This window comes from Polaribacter batillariae (assembly GCF_017498485.1).
Taxonomy (GTDB): Bacteria; Bacteroidota; Bacteroidia; order Flavobacteriales; family Flavobacteriaceae; genus Polaribacter; species Polaribacter batillariae.
The window spans coordinates 1,895,561-1,911,188 of the sequence record NZ_CP071795.1 but is presented as its reverse complement, the minus strand read 5'-3'; the positions used below and the strand labels follow the sequence as shown (position 1 = coordinate 1,911,188).

Annotated in this window: 25 protein-coding genes; 7 read left to right on the top strand and 18 right to left on the bottom strand. The window is 31.9% G+C overall.

The genetic code is table 11. The features are described from left to right. Positions 1-14 precede the first annotated feature (14 nt). The 7 genes from kbl to JL193_RS17170 all read left to right on the top strand — a co-directional run bounded on the left by kbl (position 15) and on the right by JL193_RS17170 (position 6,487). Positions 15-1,208 carry a glycine C-acetyltransferase gene (kbl, locus tag JL193_RS08190; RefSeq protein ID WP_207973312.1) on the top strand — a complete coding sequence of 398 codons (1,194 nt, stop codon included), beginning with the start codon at positions 15-17 and terminating at the stop codon, positions 1,206-1,208. A 117-nt stretch (positions 1,209-1,325) separates the two neighbouring features. Further along, positions 1,326-2,687, top strand: coding sequence for an OmpA family protein (locus JL193_RS08185; protein ID WP_207973311.1), 1,362 nt, complete (start codon positions 1,326-1,328; stop codon positions 2,685-2,687). 180 nt (positions 2,688-2,867) lie between these two features. Beyond that, on the top strand, positions 2,868-4,379 hold the full coding sequence (gene atpD / locus JL193_RS08180) for a F0F1 ATP synthase subunit beta (RefSeq protein WP_207973310.1): 1,512 nt from the start codon (positions 2,868-2,870) through the stop codon (positions 4,377-4,379). A gap of 76 nt (positions 4,380-4,455) precedes the next feature. After that, positions 4,456-4,749, top strand: a complete 294-nt coding sequence (locus JL193_RS08175) for a F0F1 ATP synthase subunit delta/epsilon (protein ID WP_207973309.1) — start codon at positions 4,456-4,458, stop codon at positions 4,747-4,749. Positions 4,750-4,853: 104 nt separating this feature from the next. Further along, positions 4,854-5,249, top strand: a complete 396-nt coding sequence (rbfA, locus tag JL193_RS08170) for a 30S ribosome-binding factor RbfA (RefSeq protein ID WP_207973308.1) — start codon at positions 4,854-4,856, stop codon at positions 5,247-5,249. Between the two features lie 9 nt (positions 5,250-5,258). Further along, on the top strand, positions 5,259-6,272 hold the full coding sequence (locus JL193_RS08165) for an ABC transporter permease (protein WP_243456874.1): 1,014 nt from the start codon (positions 5,259-5,261) through the stop codon (positions 6,270-6,272). Between the two features lie 11 nt (positions 6,273-6,283). Then, positions 6,284-6,487: a hypothetical protein gene (locus tag JL193_RS17170; RefSeq protein ID WP_243456873.1), complete on the top strand. Its 204-nt coding sequence runs from the start codon at positions 6,284-6,286 to the stop codon at positions 6,485-6,487. A gap of 2 nt (positions 6,488-6,489) precedes the next feature. Here the strand turns inward: JL193_RS17170 and dusB are convergent, their stop codons facing one another. From dusB to JL193_RS08075, 18 genes are all read right to left on the bottom strand, one after another. Next, positions 6,490-7,491 carry a tRNA dihydrouridine synthase DusB gene (gene dusB, locus JL193_RS08160; RefSeq protein ID WP_207973307.1) on the bottom strand — a complete coding sequence of 334 codons (1,002 nt, stop codon included), beginning with the start codon at positions 7,489-7,491 and terminating at the stop codon, positions 6,490-6,492. A 110-nt stretch (positions 7,492-7,601) separates the two neighbouring features. Further along, a complete protein-coding gene (locus JL193_RS08155) occupies positions 7,602-7,772 on the bottom strand; it encodes a DUF4345 family protein (protein WP_243456872.1) in 171 nt (56 codons plus the stop codon). A gap of 59 nt (positions 7,773-7,831) precedes the next feature. Continuing rightward, the gene (locus JL193_RS08150) at positions 7,832-9,055 is read right to left on the bottom strand and encodes a M28 family peptidase (RefSeq protein ID WP_207973306.1); all 1,224 of its coding nucleotides are present in this window, start codon (positions 9,053-9,055) and stop codon (positions 7,832-7,834) included. Between the two features lie 170 nt (positions 9,056-9,225). Then, a complete protein-coding gene (locus JL193_RS08145) occupies positions 9,226-9,438 on the bottom strand; it encodes a hypothetical protein (protein WP_207973305.1) in 213 nt (70 codons plus the stop codon). A 37-nt stretch (positions 9,439-9,475) separates the two neighbouring features. After that, positions 9,476-9,616: a hypothetical protein gene (locus tag JL193_RS08140; protein WP_207973304.1), complete on the bottom strand. Its 141-nt coding sequence runs from the start codon at positions 9,614-9,616 to the stop codon at positions 9,476-9,478. Positions 9,617-9,903: 287 nt separating this feature from the next. Beyond that, positions 9,904-10,359, bottom strand: a complete 456-nt coding sequence (locus tag JL193_RS08135; protein WP_207973303.1) for a hypothetical protein — start codon at positions 10,357-10,359, stop codon at positions 9,904-9,906. Positions 10,360-10,504: 145 nt separating this feature from the next. Continuing rightward, positions 10,505-10,642, bottom strand: a complete 138-nt coding sequence (locus JL193_RS08130) for a hypothetical protein (protein ID WP_207973302.1) — start codon at positions 10,640-10,642, stop codon at positions 10,505-10,507. Next, on the bottom strand, positions 10,642-10,953 hold the full coding sequence (locus JL193_RS08125) for an SMI1/KNR4 family protein (protein WP_207973301.1): 312 nt from the start codon (positions 10,951-10,953) through the stop codon (positions 10,642-10,644). Before JL193_RS08125 ends, JL193_RS08130 begins: the two co-directional genes overlap by 1 nt. A gap of 11 nt (positions 10,954-10,964) precedes the next feature. Continuing rightward, entirely contained in the window at positions 10,965-11,399 is a 435-nt protein-coding gene (locus JL193_RS08120; protein WP_207973300.1) for an SMI1/KNR4 family protein, read from the bottom strand. 18 nt (positions 11,400-11,417) lie between these two features. Beyond that, positions 11,418-12,092 (bottom strand): HNH endonuclease, encoded by a 675-nt coding sequence (locus JL193_RS08115; RefSeq protein ID WP_207973299.1) that lies wholly within the window; start codon positions 12,090-12,092, stop codon positions 11,418-11,420. Between the two features lie 6 nt (positions 12,093-12,098). Further along, on the bottom strand, positions 12,099-12,656 hold the full coding sequence (locus JL193_RS08110) for a 3'-5' exonuclease (protein ID WP_207973131.1): 558 nt from the start codon (positions 12,654-12,656) through the stop codon (positions 12,099-12,101). A 348-nt stretch (positions 12,657-13,004) separates the two neighbouring features. Then, positions 13,005-13,289: a hypothetical protein gene (locus JL193_RS08105; RefSeq protein ID WP_207973298.1), complete on the bottom strand. Its 285-nt coding sequence runs from the start codon at positions 13,287-13,289 to the stop codon at positions 13,005-13,007. 5 nt (positions 13,290-13,294) lie between these two features. Continuing rightward, the gene (locus JL193_RS08100) at positions 13,295-13,465 is read right to left on the bottom strand and encodes a hypothetical protein (protein ID WP_207973297.1); all 171 of its coding nucleotides are present in this window, start codon (positions 13,463-13,465) and stop codon (positions 13,295-13,297) included. A gap of 100 nt (positions 13,466-13,565) precedes the next feature. Beyond that, the gene (locus tag JL193_RS08095) at positions 13,566-14,003 is read right to left on the bottom strand and encodes an SMI1/KNR4 family protein (protein WP_207973296.1); all 438 of its coding nucleotides are present in this window, start codon (positions 14,001-14,003) and stop codon (positions 13,566-13,568) included. 42 nt (positions 14,004-14,045) lie between these two features. Further along, entirely contained in the window at positions 14,046-14,276 is a 231-nt protein-coding gene (locus tag JL193_RS08090; RefSeq protein ID WP_207973295.1) for a hypothetical protein, read from the bottom strand. 68 nt (positions 14,277-14,344) lie between these two features. Further along, the gene (locus tag JL193_RS08085) at positions 14,345-14,671 is read right to left on the bottom strand and encodes a hypothetical protein (protein ID WP_207973294.1); all 327 of its coding nucleotides are present in this window, start codon (positions 14,669-14,671) and stop codon (positions 14,345-14,347) included. A 5-nt stretch (positions 14,672-14,676) separates the two neighbouring features. After that, on the bottom strand, positions 14,677-14,865 hold the full coding sequence (locus tag JL193_RS08080; protein ID WP_207973293.1) for a hypothetical protein: 189 nt from the start codon (positions 14,863-14,865) through the stop codon (positions 14,677-14,679). A gap of 70 nt (positions 14,866-14,935) precedes the next feature. Then, positions 14,936-15,604 carry a hypothetical protein gene (locus tag JL193_RS08075; protein ID WP_207973292.1) on the bottom strand — a complete coding sequence of 223 codons (669 nt, stop codon included), beginning with the start codon at positions 15,602-15,604 and terminating at the stop codon, positions 14,936-14,938. Positions 15,605-15,628 lie beyond the last annotated feature (24 nt).

Below are 15,628 nucleotides of genomic sequence, written 5' to 3'. Positions count from 1 at the left end.
CAACACAATAAAAAATGTACGGAAAAATTAAAGATACTTTAAAGAGTGAGCTCCAGGCAATAAAAGACGCAGGATTATACAAATCGGAACGTATTATTACGTCTTCTCAAGATGCAGTAATTAAAATCTCCACAGGCGAAGAAGTTATTAACTTTTGTGCGAATAATTATTTGGGCTTGTCGAACCATCCAGAAGTAATTCAAGCAGCAAAAGACACCTTAGATTCTCATGGATTTGGAATGTCTTCTGTTCGTTTTATTTGCGGAACACAAGATATCCATAAACAATTGGAAGAAAAAATAGCAGACTTTTACAAAACTGAAGATACTATTTTATACGCAGCTTGTTTTGATGCAAATGGCGGTGTTTTCGAACCTTTATTAACCAAAGACGATGCGATTATTTCCGACAGTTTAAATCACGCTTCTATAATAGATGGTGTTCGTTTGTGTAAATCTGCCAGATATCGTTACAATAATAACGATATGCAATCATTAGAAGAACAGTTAATAAAAGCCAATAAACAAAACCACCGTTTTAAAATTATTGTTACAGATGGTGTTTTTTCTATGGATGGAATTGTAGCTAAATTAGACGAAATTTGCGATTTAGCAGACAAATACGATGCGTTGGTTATGGTAGATGAATGCCATGCAACCGGTTTTATAGGCAAAACAGGAAGAGGAACTGTAGAGCTTAAAAACGTAATGGATAGAGTAGATATCGTTACAGGAACCTTAGGAAAAGCATTAGGAGGGGCAATGGGTGGTTATACAACTGGTAGAAAAGAAATTATAGAAATTTTGCGCCAGCGTTCAAGACCCTATTTGTTTTCCAATTCTTTAGCTCCTGCAATCGTAGGCGCATCTTTAAAAGTATTCGATATTATTTCTAACGATACTACTTTACGTGACCAATTAGAATGGAATACCCATTACTTTCGAACAGAAATGGAAAAAGCAGGATTCGACTTAGTAGGTGCAGATGCAGCCATTGTTCCAGTAATGCTGTATGATGCCAAATTATCGCAAACCATGGCAAATAAGTTGCTAGAAGAAGGTATTTATGTAATAGGTTTCTTTTTTCCAGTAGTTCCAAAAGAAAAAGCTAGAATACGAGTACAGTTATCTGCAGCACACACAAAAGAACATTTAGACAAAGCAATTATGGCCTTTAAAAAAGTAGGAAAAAGCTTAAATGTTATTTAGAATAATTAAAAAAAACTTGTAATTTTAGTAATATTTTGTAGATTTGTCTTTGTAGATAAGTTTTAACAACTTACTTTTGCAATTAAAATAACGAACTTTTAATTTAAAAATTTGATAATGAAACGATTAAAATTAGCTGTGATAGCTTTGTTTGCGTTGGTAACAGTTAGCAACGTAAATGCACAAGACGAAAACAACCCTTGGGCTGTAGGTTTTGGATTAAACAATGTAGATTTTTATAATACTGATGACTTCAGTACTCAGGTTAAAGATTTATTTGGTAATAGCGACTGGAATGTATTACCATCCATCTCTAGAATCTCTGTAGATAGATATCTAGACAAAGGATTCTCTTTACAATTAGCTGGGTCTTTAAACAAAATTGAAACATTAGTTGAAAAAAACGATTCAGATTTCCTATACTGGGGGGTGGACGCTATCGTAAAGTACGACATTAACAATTTAATTGGAGAAACAGGTTGGTTCGATCCTTATGTATATTTAGGAGGAGGTTATACTTCTGTTGATTCAAGTGGAGAAGGTATGTTAAACGCAGGTATTGGTTTTAACACTTGGTTTAGCGATAACTTAGGTTTAAACTTCCAAACAGGAACCAAAAAAGGTTTTGCTGATAAAGTAAGAGCTCACTACCAAACTACTTTAGGTTTAGTAATTCAATTTGGTGGAAAAGATACAGATGGAGATGGAGTATATGACAAAGACGATGCTTGTCCAGAAGTTGCAGGTTTAAAAGAATTCAATGGTTGTCCTGATGCAGATGGAGATGGAATCAAAGATTCTGATGATGCTTGTCCTAACGTAGCTGGTTTAGCTGCAATGAACGGTTGTCCAGATTCTGATGGAGATGGAGTTGCAGATAAAGACGATATGTGTCCTAACGATAAAGGAACAAAAGCTAACAAAGGTTGTCCAGATTCTGATGGAGATGGTGTCATCAACAAAAACGACAAATGTCCTTCAGTTGCAGGTCCTGTGTCTAATGGAGGTTGCCCTTGGCCAGATACAGATGGAGATGGTGTTTTAGATAAAGACGATAAGTGCCCTTCTGTTGCAGGTCCAGCATCTAACAACGGATGTCCTAAGCCAGTAATTACTGCTGAAGATGAAACTGTTGTAGGAGAGGTTGCAAAATCAATTTTCTTTAACGTAGGTAAATCTTCTTTCAAACCAGGAGTTACTGATAAGTTAAACGAAGTAGTAAGAGTTATGAATAACAACCCGCAAGCTACTTTTGTAATTGAAGGTCACACAGATAGTTCAGGTTCTGCTCCATTAAACTTAAGATTGTCAGAAAAAAGAGCAATCGCTGTAAGAGACTACTTAGTAAAACAAGGAATTAGTACAACAAGATTAGAAGCAATTGGTTATGGAGAAGGAGAGCCAATCGCAACAAATAAAACAAGAGCTGGTAGAGCTCAAAACAGAAGAGTTGTTATTAAAGTAACAAACAAGAAATAATTCTTCTTAAAAATTTATAAGCAAAAGCCTCACCTTTATGGTGAGGCTTTTTATTTTGTATCACAGTTGTTTTTTTTAATTTAAAAACTTTTTTAATTACATACAAAAGAATTACCTTTGCAACCTGAAAATGAGATGCTAAATCTCAAAACATAAATAATAATTATAATTAGATACAGAATGTCTACAACAACAGGAAAAGTTTCTCAAATTATTGGGCCAGTAATTGATGTTGAATTCGATACAGAAAACACAGAACTTCCTAAAATTTACGATTCATTAGAAATTAAAAAAGCTGATGGTTCTATTTTAGTATTAGAAGTACAACAACATATTGGAGAAGATACAGTTAGAACCATTGCTATGGATGCTACTGATGGATTGAGCAGAGGCGTTGAAGTTATTGCTACAGGAAACCCTATTCAAATGCCAATTGGAAACGATATTTATGGTCGTTTGTTTAACGTAACTGGAGATGCAATTGATGGTTTAGGAAGCTTAAAGAAAGAAGGAAATGATGGTTTACCAATCCATAGAGCTGCACCTAAATTCGAAGACTTATCTGTTTCTACAGAAGTTTTATTTACAGGAATTAAAGTAATTGATTTAATTGAACCATATGCAAAAGGAGGTAAAATTGGGTTATTTGGTGGAGCAGGAGTAGGTAAAACTGTACTAATTCAAGAATTAATTAACAATATTGCCAAAGGTCATGGTGGTTTATCTGTTTTTGCAGGAGTTGGTGAAAGAACTCGTGAAGGAAACGACTTATTGCGTGAAATGTTAGAATCTGGTATTATTAAATACGGAGACGATTTTATGCATTCTATGGAAGAAGGCGGATGGGATTTATCTAAAGTAGATAAAGCTGGAATGAGAGATTCTAAAGCAACTTTCGTATTTGGGCAAATGAACGAGCCACCTGGAGCACGTGCACGTGTTGCATTATCTGGTTTAACAATTGCAGAATATTTTAGAGATGGAGCAGGAGATGGTCAAGGAAAAGACGTACTTTTCTTCGTAGATAATATTTTCCGTTTTACACAAGCAGGTTCAGAAGTATCTGCATTATTAGGGCGTATGCCTTCTGCAGTAGGTTACCAACCAACATTAGCAACAGAAATGGGTGCAATGCAAGAACGTATTACATCAACTAAAAAAGGTTCAATTACCTCTGTACAAGCAGTTTATGTGCCTGCAGATGATTTAACAGATCCAGCACCAGCCACAACTTTTGCGCATTTAGATGCAACAACAGTATTGTCTCGTAAAATTGCAGAATTAGGTATTTATCCTGCAGTAGATCCTTTAGATTCTACTTCGAGAATTTTATCTGCAGAAATTTTAGGTGACGAACACTATAATTGTGCACAAAGAGTAAAAGAAATTTTACAACGATATAAAGAACTACAAGACATTATCGCAATTTTAGGTATGGAAGAATTATCTGAAGAAGATAAATTAGTAGTTCACAGAGCAAGACGTGTACAACGTTTCTTATCTCAACCATTCCATGTAGCTGAACAATTTACAGGTATTCCTGGTGTTTTAGTTGATATTAAAGATACCATTAAAGGGTTTAATATGATTATGGATGGTGAACTCGATAAATATCCAGAAGCTGCATTTAACCTAAGAGGTTCTATACAAGATGCAATTGATGCTGGAGAAAAAATGTTAGCAGAAGCTTAAAAAAATCAATCAGTTGGCAGTTGCAGTTGGCAGTTACACACTAACAACTAACAACTAACAACTAAAAACTAAAAATATGTTTTTAGAAATTGTAACGCCAGAGGCGATTTTATTTTCATCAGAAGTAGATGCAGTATCTGTTCCTGGTGTAAATGGAGAATTTCAAATGTTAGATAATCACGCACCTATCGTTTCAATTTTAAAAGAAGGTGTTGTTAAAATTCATGTACATTCTCAAGACCATTTAGTTTTAGACGATTTGCATGGAAAATTAGAACAACAAATAGACGATGATAAAGTAATTACCTTAGCCATAAACTCTGGTACTTTAGAATTAAATGATAACAAAGCGATTATCTTAGCAGACTAAGAATACAAATTATAAACTTTACAAATCTCAAAGTAGCCAATACTTTGAGATTTTTGTTTTTATAAGAAAGAGTTTAACTCTCTAAAAAATTGTAAATTTGTACTATGGAAGAAACAAACAGACAACAAAAAATAGCGGGAGTCTTACAAAAAGACTTGGTAGATGTGTTACAAAAGGCAGCACAAGATGGAATGAAAGGAGTAATTATTTCTGTTTCTAAAGTTTATGTAACTTCAGATTTGGGAGTTGCAAAGGTATATTTAAGTATTTTTCCTTCAGAAAAAAGAGACGAAATTGTAAAAGGAATTCAATCGAATACACCTTTAATTCGTCATGAAATGGCAAAAAGAACCAGAAATCAATTAAGAAGAATGCCAGAATTATTATTTTTTGGTGACGATACTTTAGATTATATAGAAGATATAGATAAATCTTTAAAAGGCGAGGACGAAAACCCTATTAAAAATCCTGATATTTTGCCAAAACGTAAAAAAATCTAAATTCTTACAATGTCAGATAGCGCGAAAGCAAAATCTTTAAGCTTCCCTTTGTTTATAGCTAAAAGATATTTATTTACAAAAACTAGCAATAATGCCATAAATATTATCACAATAATCGCTTCTTTTGGTGTTATTGTGGGCTCTTTTGCACTTTTTATTATCCTTTCTGGCTTTTCTGGCTTAAAAACATTTAATTATAGGTTTTTAGATTTTTCTGATCCAGATATTAAAATAACAACAACAAAAGGAAAATCTTTTTTGTTAGATGATAAGACAAAACAAATACTAGCAGATAATTCTCTCATAGAAATCATATCAAAAGTAATAGAAGAACGTGTTTTTTTAGAATATAACGATAAAAGTGAAATTGCCTATATAAAAGGTGTAGATGAAAACTATGTCCAAATTACACAAATAGATTCTTCCTTAAGTCAAGGAACTTGGCTTCAAAGAGATTTTAGAAATACAGCTGTAATAGGAAGAGGAATTTCTAACAAACTTTCTTTAGGAATTTTAAATTATGGAGAGCCATTAACAATTAATGTACCAAAACCTGGAACCGGTTTTATAAATCCTAGACAACCATTTTACAAGCTAGAAACCCAAATTGTTGGCATTTACTCTGGTACAGAAGATTTTGAAGGCAAATATGTTTTTGTAGATTTTAAAGATGCATCTGAACTTTTAAGATTTCAAGAAAACGAAATTACAGGTTTAGAATTAAAATTAAAAAATTCGAACGAGGCCAATTTGGTGGCAGAGAATTTACAAGAAAAATTAGGCACAGATTTTAAAATACAAACCAAAGAACAATTAAATGAAGTGCTTTATAAAGTAATTAATACAGAGAATTTTGTTTCTTATTTAATATTTACACTAATTGTTATTATTGCTTTATTTAATGTTATTGGGGCAATTATTATGATGATTATCGACAAAAAACAAAACCTAAAAACACTGCTTAGCTTAGGAGCTTCTGTAAAAGAAATTAAAAAATATTTGTATTACAAGGGTTTTTGCTAACTCTTTTTGGAATGTGTATTGGACTTTTTTTAGCGATACTTTTGGTATTTCTTCAAAAGAAGTTCGAACTTTTTATGATTGTTCCAGATTTGGCTTATCCAGTAGAGTTTCGCTTTTCGAACTTGTTTATTGTAATTCTAACCATTACAATTTTGGGATATTTAGCGGCGAGAATTGCAAGCAGTAGAATTTCTGAAGTGTTTATTGAAAGATAAAATTACTCATATTCAGGAATAATCGCATTTCCAAATTTGGCTTCTACTTCATCAAAAGCAGCAAAAACATCTTTTGCATCGTCTGAAGTAACCATTTTCATTCGATATTCTTTAAAATGCGGAATTCCTTTAAAGTAATTGGTGTAATGCCTTCTGGTTTCAAAAACCCCCAAAACAGGTCCTTTCCAATCAATGGCCATTTGTAAGTGTCTTCTTGCCATTTCTACGCGTTGTGCAATTGTAGGTTTTGCCAAATATTCTCCAGTTTTAAAAAAGTGTTTTACTTCATTAAAAAACCAAGGATACCCAATAGAAGCTCTACCAATCATAGCGCCATCTAACCCATATTTATCGCGCATTTCCATAGCTCTTTCTGGTGTTGTAACATCACCATTTCCAAAAACAGGAATGTGCATTCTTTGGTTGTTTTTTACCTCTGCAATGGGTTGCCAATCGGCATCTCCTTTATACATTTGTGCACGCGTTCTACCATGAATAGAAATGGCTGCACAGCCCACATCTTGCAAACGTTCTGCAACTTCTACAATTCTAATGGAGTCGTGATCCCAGCCCAAACGTGTTTTTACAGTAATGGGCAAATTTGTGTGTTTTACCATGGCTTCTGTAAGCGAAACCATTAAATCGATGTCTTTTAAAATTCCTGCGCCAGCACCTTTAGAAACGACTTTTTTTACAGGGCAACCAAAGTTGATATCGATAATATCTGGATTCGATTTCTCGACAATTTCTACCGTTTTTAACATCGAATTTAAATTCGCACCAAAAATTTGAATTCCAACAGGACGTTCTTTTTCATAAATGTCTAATTTCATAACACTTTTTGCAGCGTCTCTAATTAAACCTTCCGAAGAAATAAATTCTGTATAAACAACATCTGCCCCATTTTCTTTGCACAAAGCTCTAAATGGTGGATCCGAAACGTCTTCCATGGGTGCTAATAAAAGTGGAAAATCGGGTAATTCTATGTTGCCTATTTTTACCAAAATCGAATTTATTTTTTTGCAAAATTAGTGTTTTCCTACAAGGTTTCAAAAACCTTGTAGGTATTTAGCGCATCGTACTTTTAGATGGTTTTAGAAAATTTCTTCAAAATCTAAACTCCATAAAACCCAAGAAACAATTCAGCAAAAGTGCCGAAAATATAAACGAAAATTGGGGTTCCATCTAAAAACAAACTTAAAATTCGTCCAAAACCTAGGCTTAACATAAAAATAATGTTGGTAAGAATGGCAATCTTTAAATAATTATTTTCAAAAATACCCAAGAGCCAAAGTGTAGAAACTCTATTTAGCGTATTCGAAATAAGAAAGATTTAGAATTGAATTAAAAAATAACGGTTGTCTCAACTTCTTTTTTACCTCTTTTTACAACTACTTTTGTTTTATTTCCTTTTTCAAAAACAGATAGCGCACGCATATAGCTCATCATATTGGTTACTAAACTATCTCCTAATTTAACAACGATATCGCCTTTTTGTAAGCCCGCTTTTTGTGCGGGTTTGTCTTCGGAAATTCCATCAATTCGCATTCCTTTTCCATCGAACATATAATCTGGAATTACTCCCAAAGCCACTTTAAAACGAGGAGAATTTTCACTTTCATTTTTGGTTTTACTAAAAGCTAATTTTCCATTATCATCTAAATCTGTTATTAAATTAAAAATATAATCAGCAATTAAATACATTCCATCGTAGTTTAGTTTTTCTGAATCGTCTCCTGGTTTGTGATAATCTTCATGCTGTCCTGTAAAAAAATGCAATACAGGAATATCTGCCAAATAAAAACTTGTGTGATCACTTGGTCCAACACCAGATTCTTGTTGAATTAATTTAAAATTATGGTTATGCGATTTTAAAACTTGCTTAAAAATTGGCGAAGTTCCAGTGCCGTAAACAGCCAAAGTACTATCTTTTTTTAAACGACCCACCATATCCATATTTATCATATAAGATACTTTTTTGGTATTAATTGTGGGGTTTTTCACAAAGTAGTTAGAACCTAAAAGGCCCATTTCTTCGCCAGAAAATGCCATGAATAAATAGTTATTATTGGTGTTTTTCTTTTTCAATTTAGAAGCTAAATTTAGCAGAATTGCAACACCAGAAGCATTATCATCTGCACCATTATGCACCATTTTTATAGCATCTTTGTACAAAGAACCTTTGCCACCAAACCCCAAATGATCGTAATGAGCGCCAATAATTATGGTGTTTTCAGCTTTGTTATCAATATAACCAATCACATTATTACCAGTAATGGTTCCATCTCCATTTACATTAAACTTAACTTCGTCATGAGGATTTGTTTTTGGCTTAAAAGTAAAAGGTTGTAAATATTCTTGTGTTCCTTTAGGCTGTAAACCCAATTCTCTAAAACGGTTAGCAATATATTTGGCGGCTTTTTTTTCGCCTTGAGTTCCTGTTTGTCTTCCTTCTAATTGATCCGAAGCCAAAAAAGTAACATCTTCTTTAATTCGGTTTTTGGGGTCGATTTCTGATTTACAAGAAATTAAATAGCTTAAAAAGATTAAAAATAGAATGTTTCTCATGACAATAAATATTATTTCTACAAAGTTAAATAATAAAACAGAACACCAGAGTTGTTTACCTAATTGCATTAGGGCAAGCTCGTACTTTTATTTTTAACACTTTAAGCGAATCCTGATTATCTTAGTCTGCTTTTAGCCTTTTCCCTTTAATTCCCTGCTTCTTGGTTTTTTCATTTTTTTAAGAGATTTAAAGCGATTTTTAATAATAGAGGGTAGTTTTGCGAAGTGTTTGCTACTCTTTTTCTTGATGCAACTTCATTTCTCCCTGAAGATCTATCTGTTTCTTGATTGTTTAAGGTAAACTTTATGAATAAATCACTTGATTCTATGGCTACATGCCATTGCTCTAATAGTGCAGCCTCTGATTTCTTATTCTTTGCCATTTTTTTATTTTTTTTTAGCGTTTTCCTTCTTCTTTTTCTAACTTTTCTCCCTTACTCTTTGTTGGTTTTCTATTCCTACTTGTTTATTTTGTGTTCCTACTGGTTTGTTTTGTGTTCCTACTGGTTTGTTTTGTGTTCCTACTGGTTTGTTTGCTATTCCTACTCGTTCGTTTTGCATTCCTACTTGTTGGTTTTGTGTTCCTACTCATTAGTTTCGCGCTCCTACTGGTTGGTTTTGTGTTCCTACCAGCTTTTTTTGCTGTTTTGTTAGCCTATTTTACCTTTTTGCTTCTAAATAACTTTAGTGTTATGATGATGGAGGTGGTGGTATGATACTCTTGGGTTGTTTTGCTCCTCTTTTTTCTGTTTTTAAATTGGTTTTTATTAAACTCATATTTAATGTTGTTTTAATTTTTTATTCTTTCCTTTGTTTTTACTAGTAAGAAGTTCTCGCTATTAGAGAAATTAAGTAATCCATACAACTTGTACTCCATCTTGCTCTATAACTGTAGCCAAGTTTTGTAATTCTTGGTTATCTCTATTTTGGTTATATTCTAACTCTTCTAAGGTATGCCCTGTCCATCTAGAATGTACTTCTATATCATATCTTTTTTTATCTGTTAAATTATCGTAGTAGGTGCGATTTTTAAGATAAATCGATTCTATAGATACATTGATAGTAGCTAACTTATCTCGTATGTTTTGGTACCTTTCTATGGTACTTACTCCACCACTTATTTGAACATTTTCTCCTATATTGACTTCAATAAAACTTTTTATCAATTCTGGAATATCAACCTCTGTTGATGGGTTTTCTTGACGAAATTGCCTTTGTAAAATAGGTAACCTTGTTTTTATAAAACCTGTTAAAAAATCAAAATAGTTTTCTGACTCTCCACCTGATGTTAAAATTATTCTCATATAACTTATTCTTACCATCAAGAAATCATGAGGGAGGTGGGGGTATAATATTTATAAACTGTTTCATAATTGCTGTTTTAAAATTGATTTCTATATTTTTTGTTTTTCTGTTACAACTATTTTTAACTATTATAAAATAGAAAAGTTATTCTTCATCGTATAAATCATCACCTTCGATAAAATCTTCTAAAAACTGACTAAAAGTAGGAGACATATCTTGAAGTAACCCTTCTGAAAACATTACCTTAATATTACCATAACTATTATCATTTTCTAGAGACATTAATATTGTTCCCCTCCTCTAGTTCTACCTATTGGTATATGATTATTAGGTAAAGCAGAACCTAAAGCAGTCATAGCAGTTTCAATTGTTCCTGTACTATGATTTATAGGGAACAAATCTGATAAACCATAATCTGGATGTTCTGGAAAATTTATATGTTCTAAACTATCTTGAAGTACTATACCTCCATTCCAATCAAGCATATGTTGTCTATAATCATCAGGCAAAGTTTTGCCTATTTGTGTTTCAAAATCATTCAAATCTGTGTTTGTGGGTTTTTCGTTTGTTTCTAAATAAAATTCAATAATCATGTTTTAGTTACTTATTCCTCAATCTCTACCATATCATTGATAAGGTCAGTAAATGAGGGAGATAAATCTAAAATTGTACCATCTTCATACCAGGATTTTGTGTTCCCGTAAGTAGCATCATTATTAAGAGATATTATAATTTCACCTCCACCACTCATAACTCCAATAGCCAAATACCCCGAGGGTATTTTGTTATTCAAACTAGCATAAGTATTTTCCATTGTATCATACCCATACTTAATCGGATAGAAATAGCTAATACCAAATTCATCTCCTCGATAGTTAACATGCTCTATATCATCTTGTTCTACCACACCTCCATTGTTTGCAAGCATATGTTGACGATAATCCTCTGGCAATACAAGATTTATCATATCTTGAAAGACATCTAATTCTGTTAATGTAATCTTTTGTGAATCTGCATCCATATCAAATGTTAATTCCATATTTATTATATTTAAAAGTTATAAATCATTTATTAAGTCAAACATTTTTTTTGTTTGTCTTACACTACCAGAATGGTTTAGTGTAAGTTTATGTGCTTTACGAGTAATTAATTGCATTGTAGAGGTCATATTTTTATCTAAATCATCTACATGGTGCCAAGTTAACTTTAATTTTTTTAAAATTTTTTCACCATCTTTTGGATTAACTCCAATACTTATCCAGCTATTAGTAAAATCTGATTTTGTACTTTTCAATCCTGAAACAGGTATATTTGTTTGCGCATTAGCAGTATTTATTTTTGTAATAATATCATCTAAAGGTTCTGTTAGTTCTAAATTTAATGCATCTAATTCAATATCGGTTAATGAATTATCCCCTAATTTAAAAGGAGGTGTAGGTTGTTGCCAACGTAACCCCGTATTTTCAAAATCTGGAGATATACCATTTCCACCACGGGTTCTAGGCACTTCAATTTCTTCAAAAACCCTTAAAGGATCATCAATATAAGCATTACCAGCCGCATTGTCTACAAACTTTTGATATGCTGTAGTTAAATGTAGATTTTGTTGATCTGGAGAAAGTTTTTTAAATTTCACAAGATTCTCTATATTAATTGTAGGCGGTGGTATGATACTCCTGGGTTGTTTTGCTCCTCTTTTTTCTGTTTTTAAATTGGTTTTTACGATGTTCATATTGTATTAATTATTTAATGTCCACCTTAAAATTTTTGCGATGTTTTTTGCATCATCTACACCTCTGTGATGTGTACCTTCTAGTGGGATATTTAATTTTTGCAAGGCTTTGTCCATGCCTAAACCTCTTCTTATACCCAATTTTTTGGATAATGCTACCTTAACATTAGTATAGCTATGATGCATAGGGTAAAAAATATTCTTTTTTTTACACTGTTCTCTAAAGAATCTTTGATCGTAAGCACCATAACCTGCAAATTGATAATACTCTGATTGGTATTCTTTCATTAAAATATTACAAGCTTCTGTTAAAGAAACTCCTTCTTCTTCTATCATTTTTGGTGTTATAGAGGTAAGCTGTGTACAAAAAGGACTTATTTCTGAATGTTCTGGTTTTACCAATATGCCTATGCTTTTTGTTATTTCTCCTGTGGTTACTGATAGTTCACAAACACCAACTTCTATAATTTCTGAATGTTCTTTTTGATAATCTCCATCTACCTCCCAGCAGGTGGCTTCTAGATCTATGACTATAATTTTATCTATTAATTTATTTTTACTCATTTTATTTTTACTTATGTTATTTCAAAACCTGTAGGGTCTAAATCTACGGTTCTGAAATATTCTATTTTTATAGGCATTTCACTTTCTTCTGGAAACTCTATGTCTTCAAAAACCGTGTAATAACCTTCTTCTTCTCTACCCCAAGGGCTATCATCTACTACTCCACAATCATAAAAACTACCATCATCATTGTATCTAAAATAGTACTCTAAATCGTTGTATTCAAATTGTTTGTATTTTAAAATAGTATCTGGTTCAAAACCATCCTTGTCATAAATATGATGTTTATATAGGTTATAGAAAACATCTTCAATAAAAACTCTATCGCTTTCATAATATAGTTCTTCATCATAGTATGTTCTCTCTCTCTACAAAATAAGGGCCTGTGGTATTGCTAACTACCATAGATACTGAGTTATTTTGTTTGGTATATTCTTTTACCAAAGCCGCTTCATCATCACCATCTTTTAAGTAGTGACTTATATGAGATAATGTGCCATCGCTTTTGATTATCTCTTTCTTTACTCTTATATCATCGATATAATAAATTTTTCTATAACTACTTGATGAAATCAAAGCTTGTTGTTCGGTAATAATACCTGTGTAATTTCTATATTCTATACGTGTACTCATCTTTGTTAATTAAAAAAGTCAAACTTATATGTGGTTTCTGGCGGTATGCTACGCCCATTGCGTGCTTGTTCTTCTAGGAAAAATACCACATCCATTCTTTTTTCTATATTATCTGTTAAATTCATATCGTTTAAAATAGACATATTTTTATACTCTTTGTCTAAAAAATGTACCACTTTTTTACCATCTATTTCTACAATAGTAGCAATTTCATGGCTTTTAACAACTCTAGAACTCTTGTTACTTTTTTCATTATTCTATTTATAAAATTCCTCCTTAATAATTATCATCATCAACCTCACTATAATCCTCTAAAAATTGACTAAAGGATGGGGACATATCTATAATATAGCCATCCGAAAACATTACACTTATTTCTCCATAGTCATTATCTTTTAAAGACATAATAACCTTTGCAGCATTGGTGGAACCTATTAATATAAAATCCTTGGGCATGGCATCTCCTAAATATCCCATTAAAGATTCAATTGTAGTAACATCATAATCTATGGCATAAAAATATGATAAACTCATATCTCCATCATCCGGATGATTCTTGTGCTCCAAATTTAACTGGCGTACCCTCCCCCCATTCCATTTAAGCATATGTTGTTTATAATCTTCGGGCAAAATCTTACCAATACGCCCCTCAAAGGCTTCAATATCGGCAGAGGTAAGGGGCTGATTTGCTTCAAACTCAAAATCTATTATCATAATTATTATTTATTAATTTATTTTTACTCATTTTATTTTTACTTATGTTATTTCAAAACCTGTAGGGTCTAAATCTACGGTTCTGAAATATTCTATTTTTATAGGCATTTCACTTTCTTCTGGAAACTCTATGTCTTCAAAAACCGTATAAAATCCTGCCTCCTCTAAGCCCCAAGGGGTATCATCTACTACACCACAATTAAAAAAACTACCATCTTCATTATATAAAAAATTGTATTCTAGATCTTTATATTCTAATCTTTTGTACCTCAAAATAGTATTTGGTTCAAAACCATCCTTTTTATAAATATTATGTGTATATAAATCATAAAAAAAACCTTCTATAAAAACGCTATCACTTTCATAATACAATTCTCCATTATTATATTCTCTCTCTCTCTCTCTACAAAATAAGGATCTATGCTATTACTAACTAGCATGGATACTGAGTTGTTTTGTTTGGTATATTCTTCTACTAAAGCTACTTCATCATCACCATCTTTTAAATAATGACTTATATGAGATAATGTGCCATCTCTTTTGATAATCTCTTTCTTTACTCTTACATCATCGACATAATAAATTTTTCGATAACTATTTGATGAAATTAAAGCTTGCTGCTCTGTAATAATGCCCGTGTAATTTCTATATTCTATACGTGTACTCATCTTTGTTAATTAAAAAAGTCAAACTTATATGTGGTTTCTGGCGGTATGCTACGCCCATTGCGTGCTTGTTCTTCTAGGAAAAATACCACATCCATTCTTTTTTCTATATTATCTGTTAAATTCATATCGTTTAAAATAGGCATGTAATTATATTCTTCGTTTAAAAAATGTACTACTTTTTTACCATCTACCATTCCAACAAGTAGCTTCTACATCTACAACAATTATTTTATCTAATTTTTTCTTTGGCATAATTATTTTTTATTAAAAAGGAGGTACTAATGGTTCTAGGTTTGTAAAATAATTTAATACTGGTGTAGGCATCATATGATCTATAAATATTTCTTGTGCATCAAACTGAAAACTCGACAGGCTGTCCCAATTCTCATTATCCTTTATTGCATCTATATTAAAATAAATATGTTCTAACTGACCATTTTCATCAAATGTAAATTCTCCTTCTGCATCTTCTTGCCAATACACTGGAAAATCTGGACCATCAGAAGTAAAGGGATCTAACTGTCCGCCAAAAAGAAAGTATTTTACTCCAGTTATTGGTTGGTTCGTTTGTGGGTCAATATCTATGAGAGCTATTGTTTTTTCATCACTATTTATTACTTTTTTAAAAGTTTCTCTTGGAGTAAAATCTGAATGATAACTTCTATACTCTATAACTGTATAACCATTGATAATTTCTTGATTTACTATAAAAGTCCATGATAAATGTGTACCTAATTGTTGAAAAACTTCTATATCTACTTCTCCATCAGATAGAAAATACCCTCCCCCTATTAGTATATTACCTTTATAATACTCTCTCTTTTTTAAAAAATTATCTTCATAATATAGTTTTAAAAATTCATCTGAACTATTAGCTTGTTGTTCTGTAATAAATTGCTTTGATAAATTCTGATATTTTATGTTTGTACTCATGTTTTCTTTGGCATAATATTTTTT

Bases quoted from the DNA above. Each gene is read 5' to 3' on its own strand.
- JL193_RS08140 (WP_207973304.1), bottom strand. From the start codon at position 9,616: ATGCAAAACGAACGAGTAGGAATAGCAAACAAACCAGTAGGAACACAA.
- JL193_RS08095 (WP_207973296.1), bottom strand. From the start codon at position 14,003: ATGATAATAGATTTTGAGTTTGAAGCAAATCAGCCCCTTACCTCTGCC.
- JL193_RS08130 (WP_207973302.1), bottom strand. From the start codon at position 10,642: ATGTCTCTAGAAAATGATAATAGTTATGGTAATATTAAGGTAATGTTT.
- JL193_RS08105 (WP_207973298.1), bottom strand. From the start codon at position 13,289: ATGAGTACACGTATAGAATATAGAAATTACACAGGTATTATTACCGAA.
- JL193_RS08125 (WP_207973301.1), bottom strand. From the start codon at position 10,953: ATGATTATTGAATTTTATTTAGAAACAAACGAAAAACCCACAAACACA.
- atpD (WP_207973310.1), top strand. From the start codon at position 2,868: ATGTCTACAACAACAGGAAAAGTTTCTCAAATTATTGGGCCAGTAATT.
- JL193_RS08165 (WP_243456874.1), top strand. From the start codon at position 5,259: ATGTCAGATAGCGCGAAAGCAAAATCTTTAAGCTTCCCTTTGTTTATA.
- rbfA (WP_207973308.1), top strand. From the start codon at position 4,854: ATGGAAGAAACAAACAGACAACAAAAAATAGCGGGAGTCTTACAAAAA.
- JL193_RS08185 (WP_207973311.1), top strand. From the start codon at position 1,326: ATGAAACGATTAAAATTAGCTGTGATAGCTTTGTTTGCGTTGGTAACA.
- JL193_RS08120 (WP_207973300.1), bottom strand. From the start codon at position 11,399: ATGGAATTAACATTTGATATGGATGCAGATTCACAAAAGATTACATTA.
- JL193_RS08175 (WP_207973309.1), top strand. From the start codon at position 4,456: ATGTTTTTAGAAATTGTAACGCCAGAGGCGATTTTATTTTCATCAGAA.
- JL193_RS08080 (WP_207973293.1), bottom strand. From the start codon at position 14,865: ATGGTAGATGGTAAAAAAGTAGTACATTTTTTAAACGAAGAATATAAT.
- JL193_RS17170 (WP_243456873.1), top strand. From the start codon at position 6,284: ATGTGTATTGGACTTTTTTTAGCGATACTTTTGGTATTTCTTCAAAAG.
- JL193_RS08150 (WP_207973306.1), bottom strand. From the start codon at position 9,055: ATGAGAAACATTCTATTTTTAATCTTTTTAAGCTATTTAATTTCTTGT.
- JL193_RS08135 (WP_207973303.1), bottom strand. From the start codon at position 10,359: ATGAGAATAATTTTAACATCAGGTGGAGAGTCAGAAAACTATTTTGAT.
- JL193_RS08085 (WP_207973294.1), bottom strand. From the start codon at position 14,671: ATGAGTACACGTATAGAATATAGAAATTACACGGGCATTATTACAGAG.
- JL193_RS08110 (WP_207973131.1), bottom strand. From the start codon at position 12,656: ATGAGTAAAAATAAATTAATAGATAAAATTATAGTCATAGATCTAGAA.
- JL193_RS08115 (WP_207973299.1), bottom strand. From the start codon at position 12,092: ATGAACATCGTAAAAACCAATTTAAAAACAGAAAAAAGAGGAGCAAAA.
- kbl (WP_207973312.1), top strand. From the start codon at position 15: ATGTACGGAAAAATTAAAGATACTTTAAAGAGTGAGCTCCAGGCAATA.
- JL193_RS08145 (WP_207973305.1), bottom strand. From the start codon at position 9,438: ATGGCAAAGAATAAGAAATCAGAGGCTGCACTATTAGAGCAATGGCAT.
- JL193_RS08075 (WP_207973292.1), bottom strand. From the start codon at position 15,604: ATGAGTACAAACATAAAATATCAGAATTTATCAAAGCAATTTATTACA.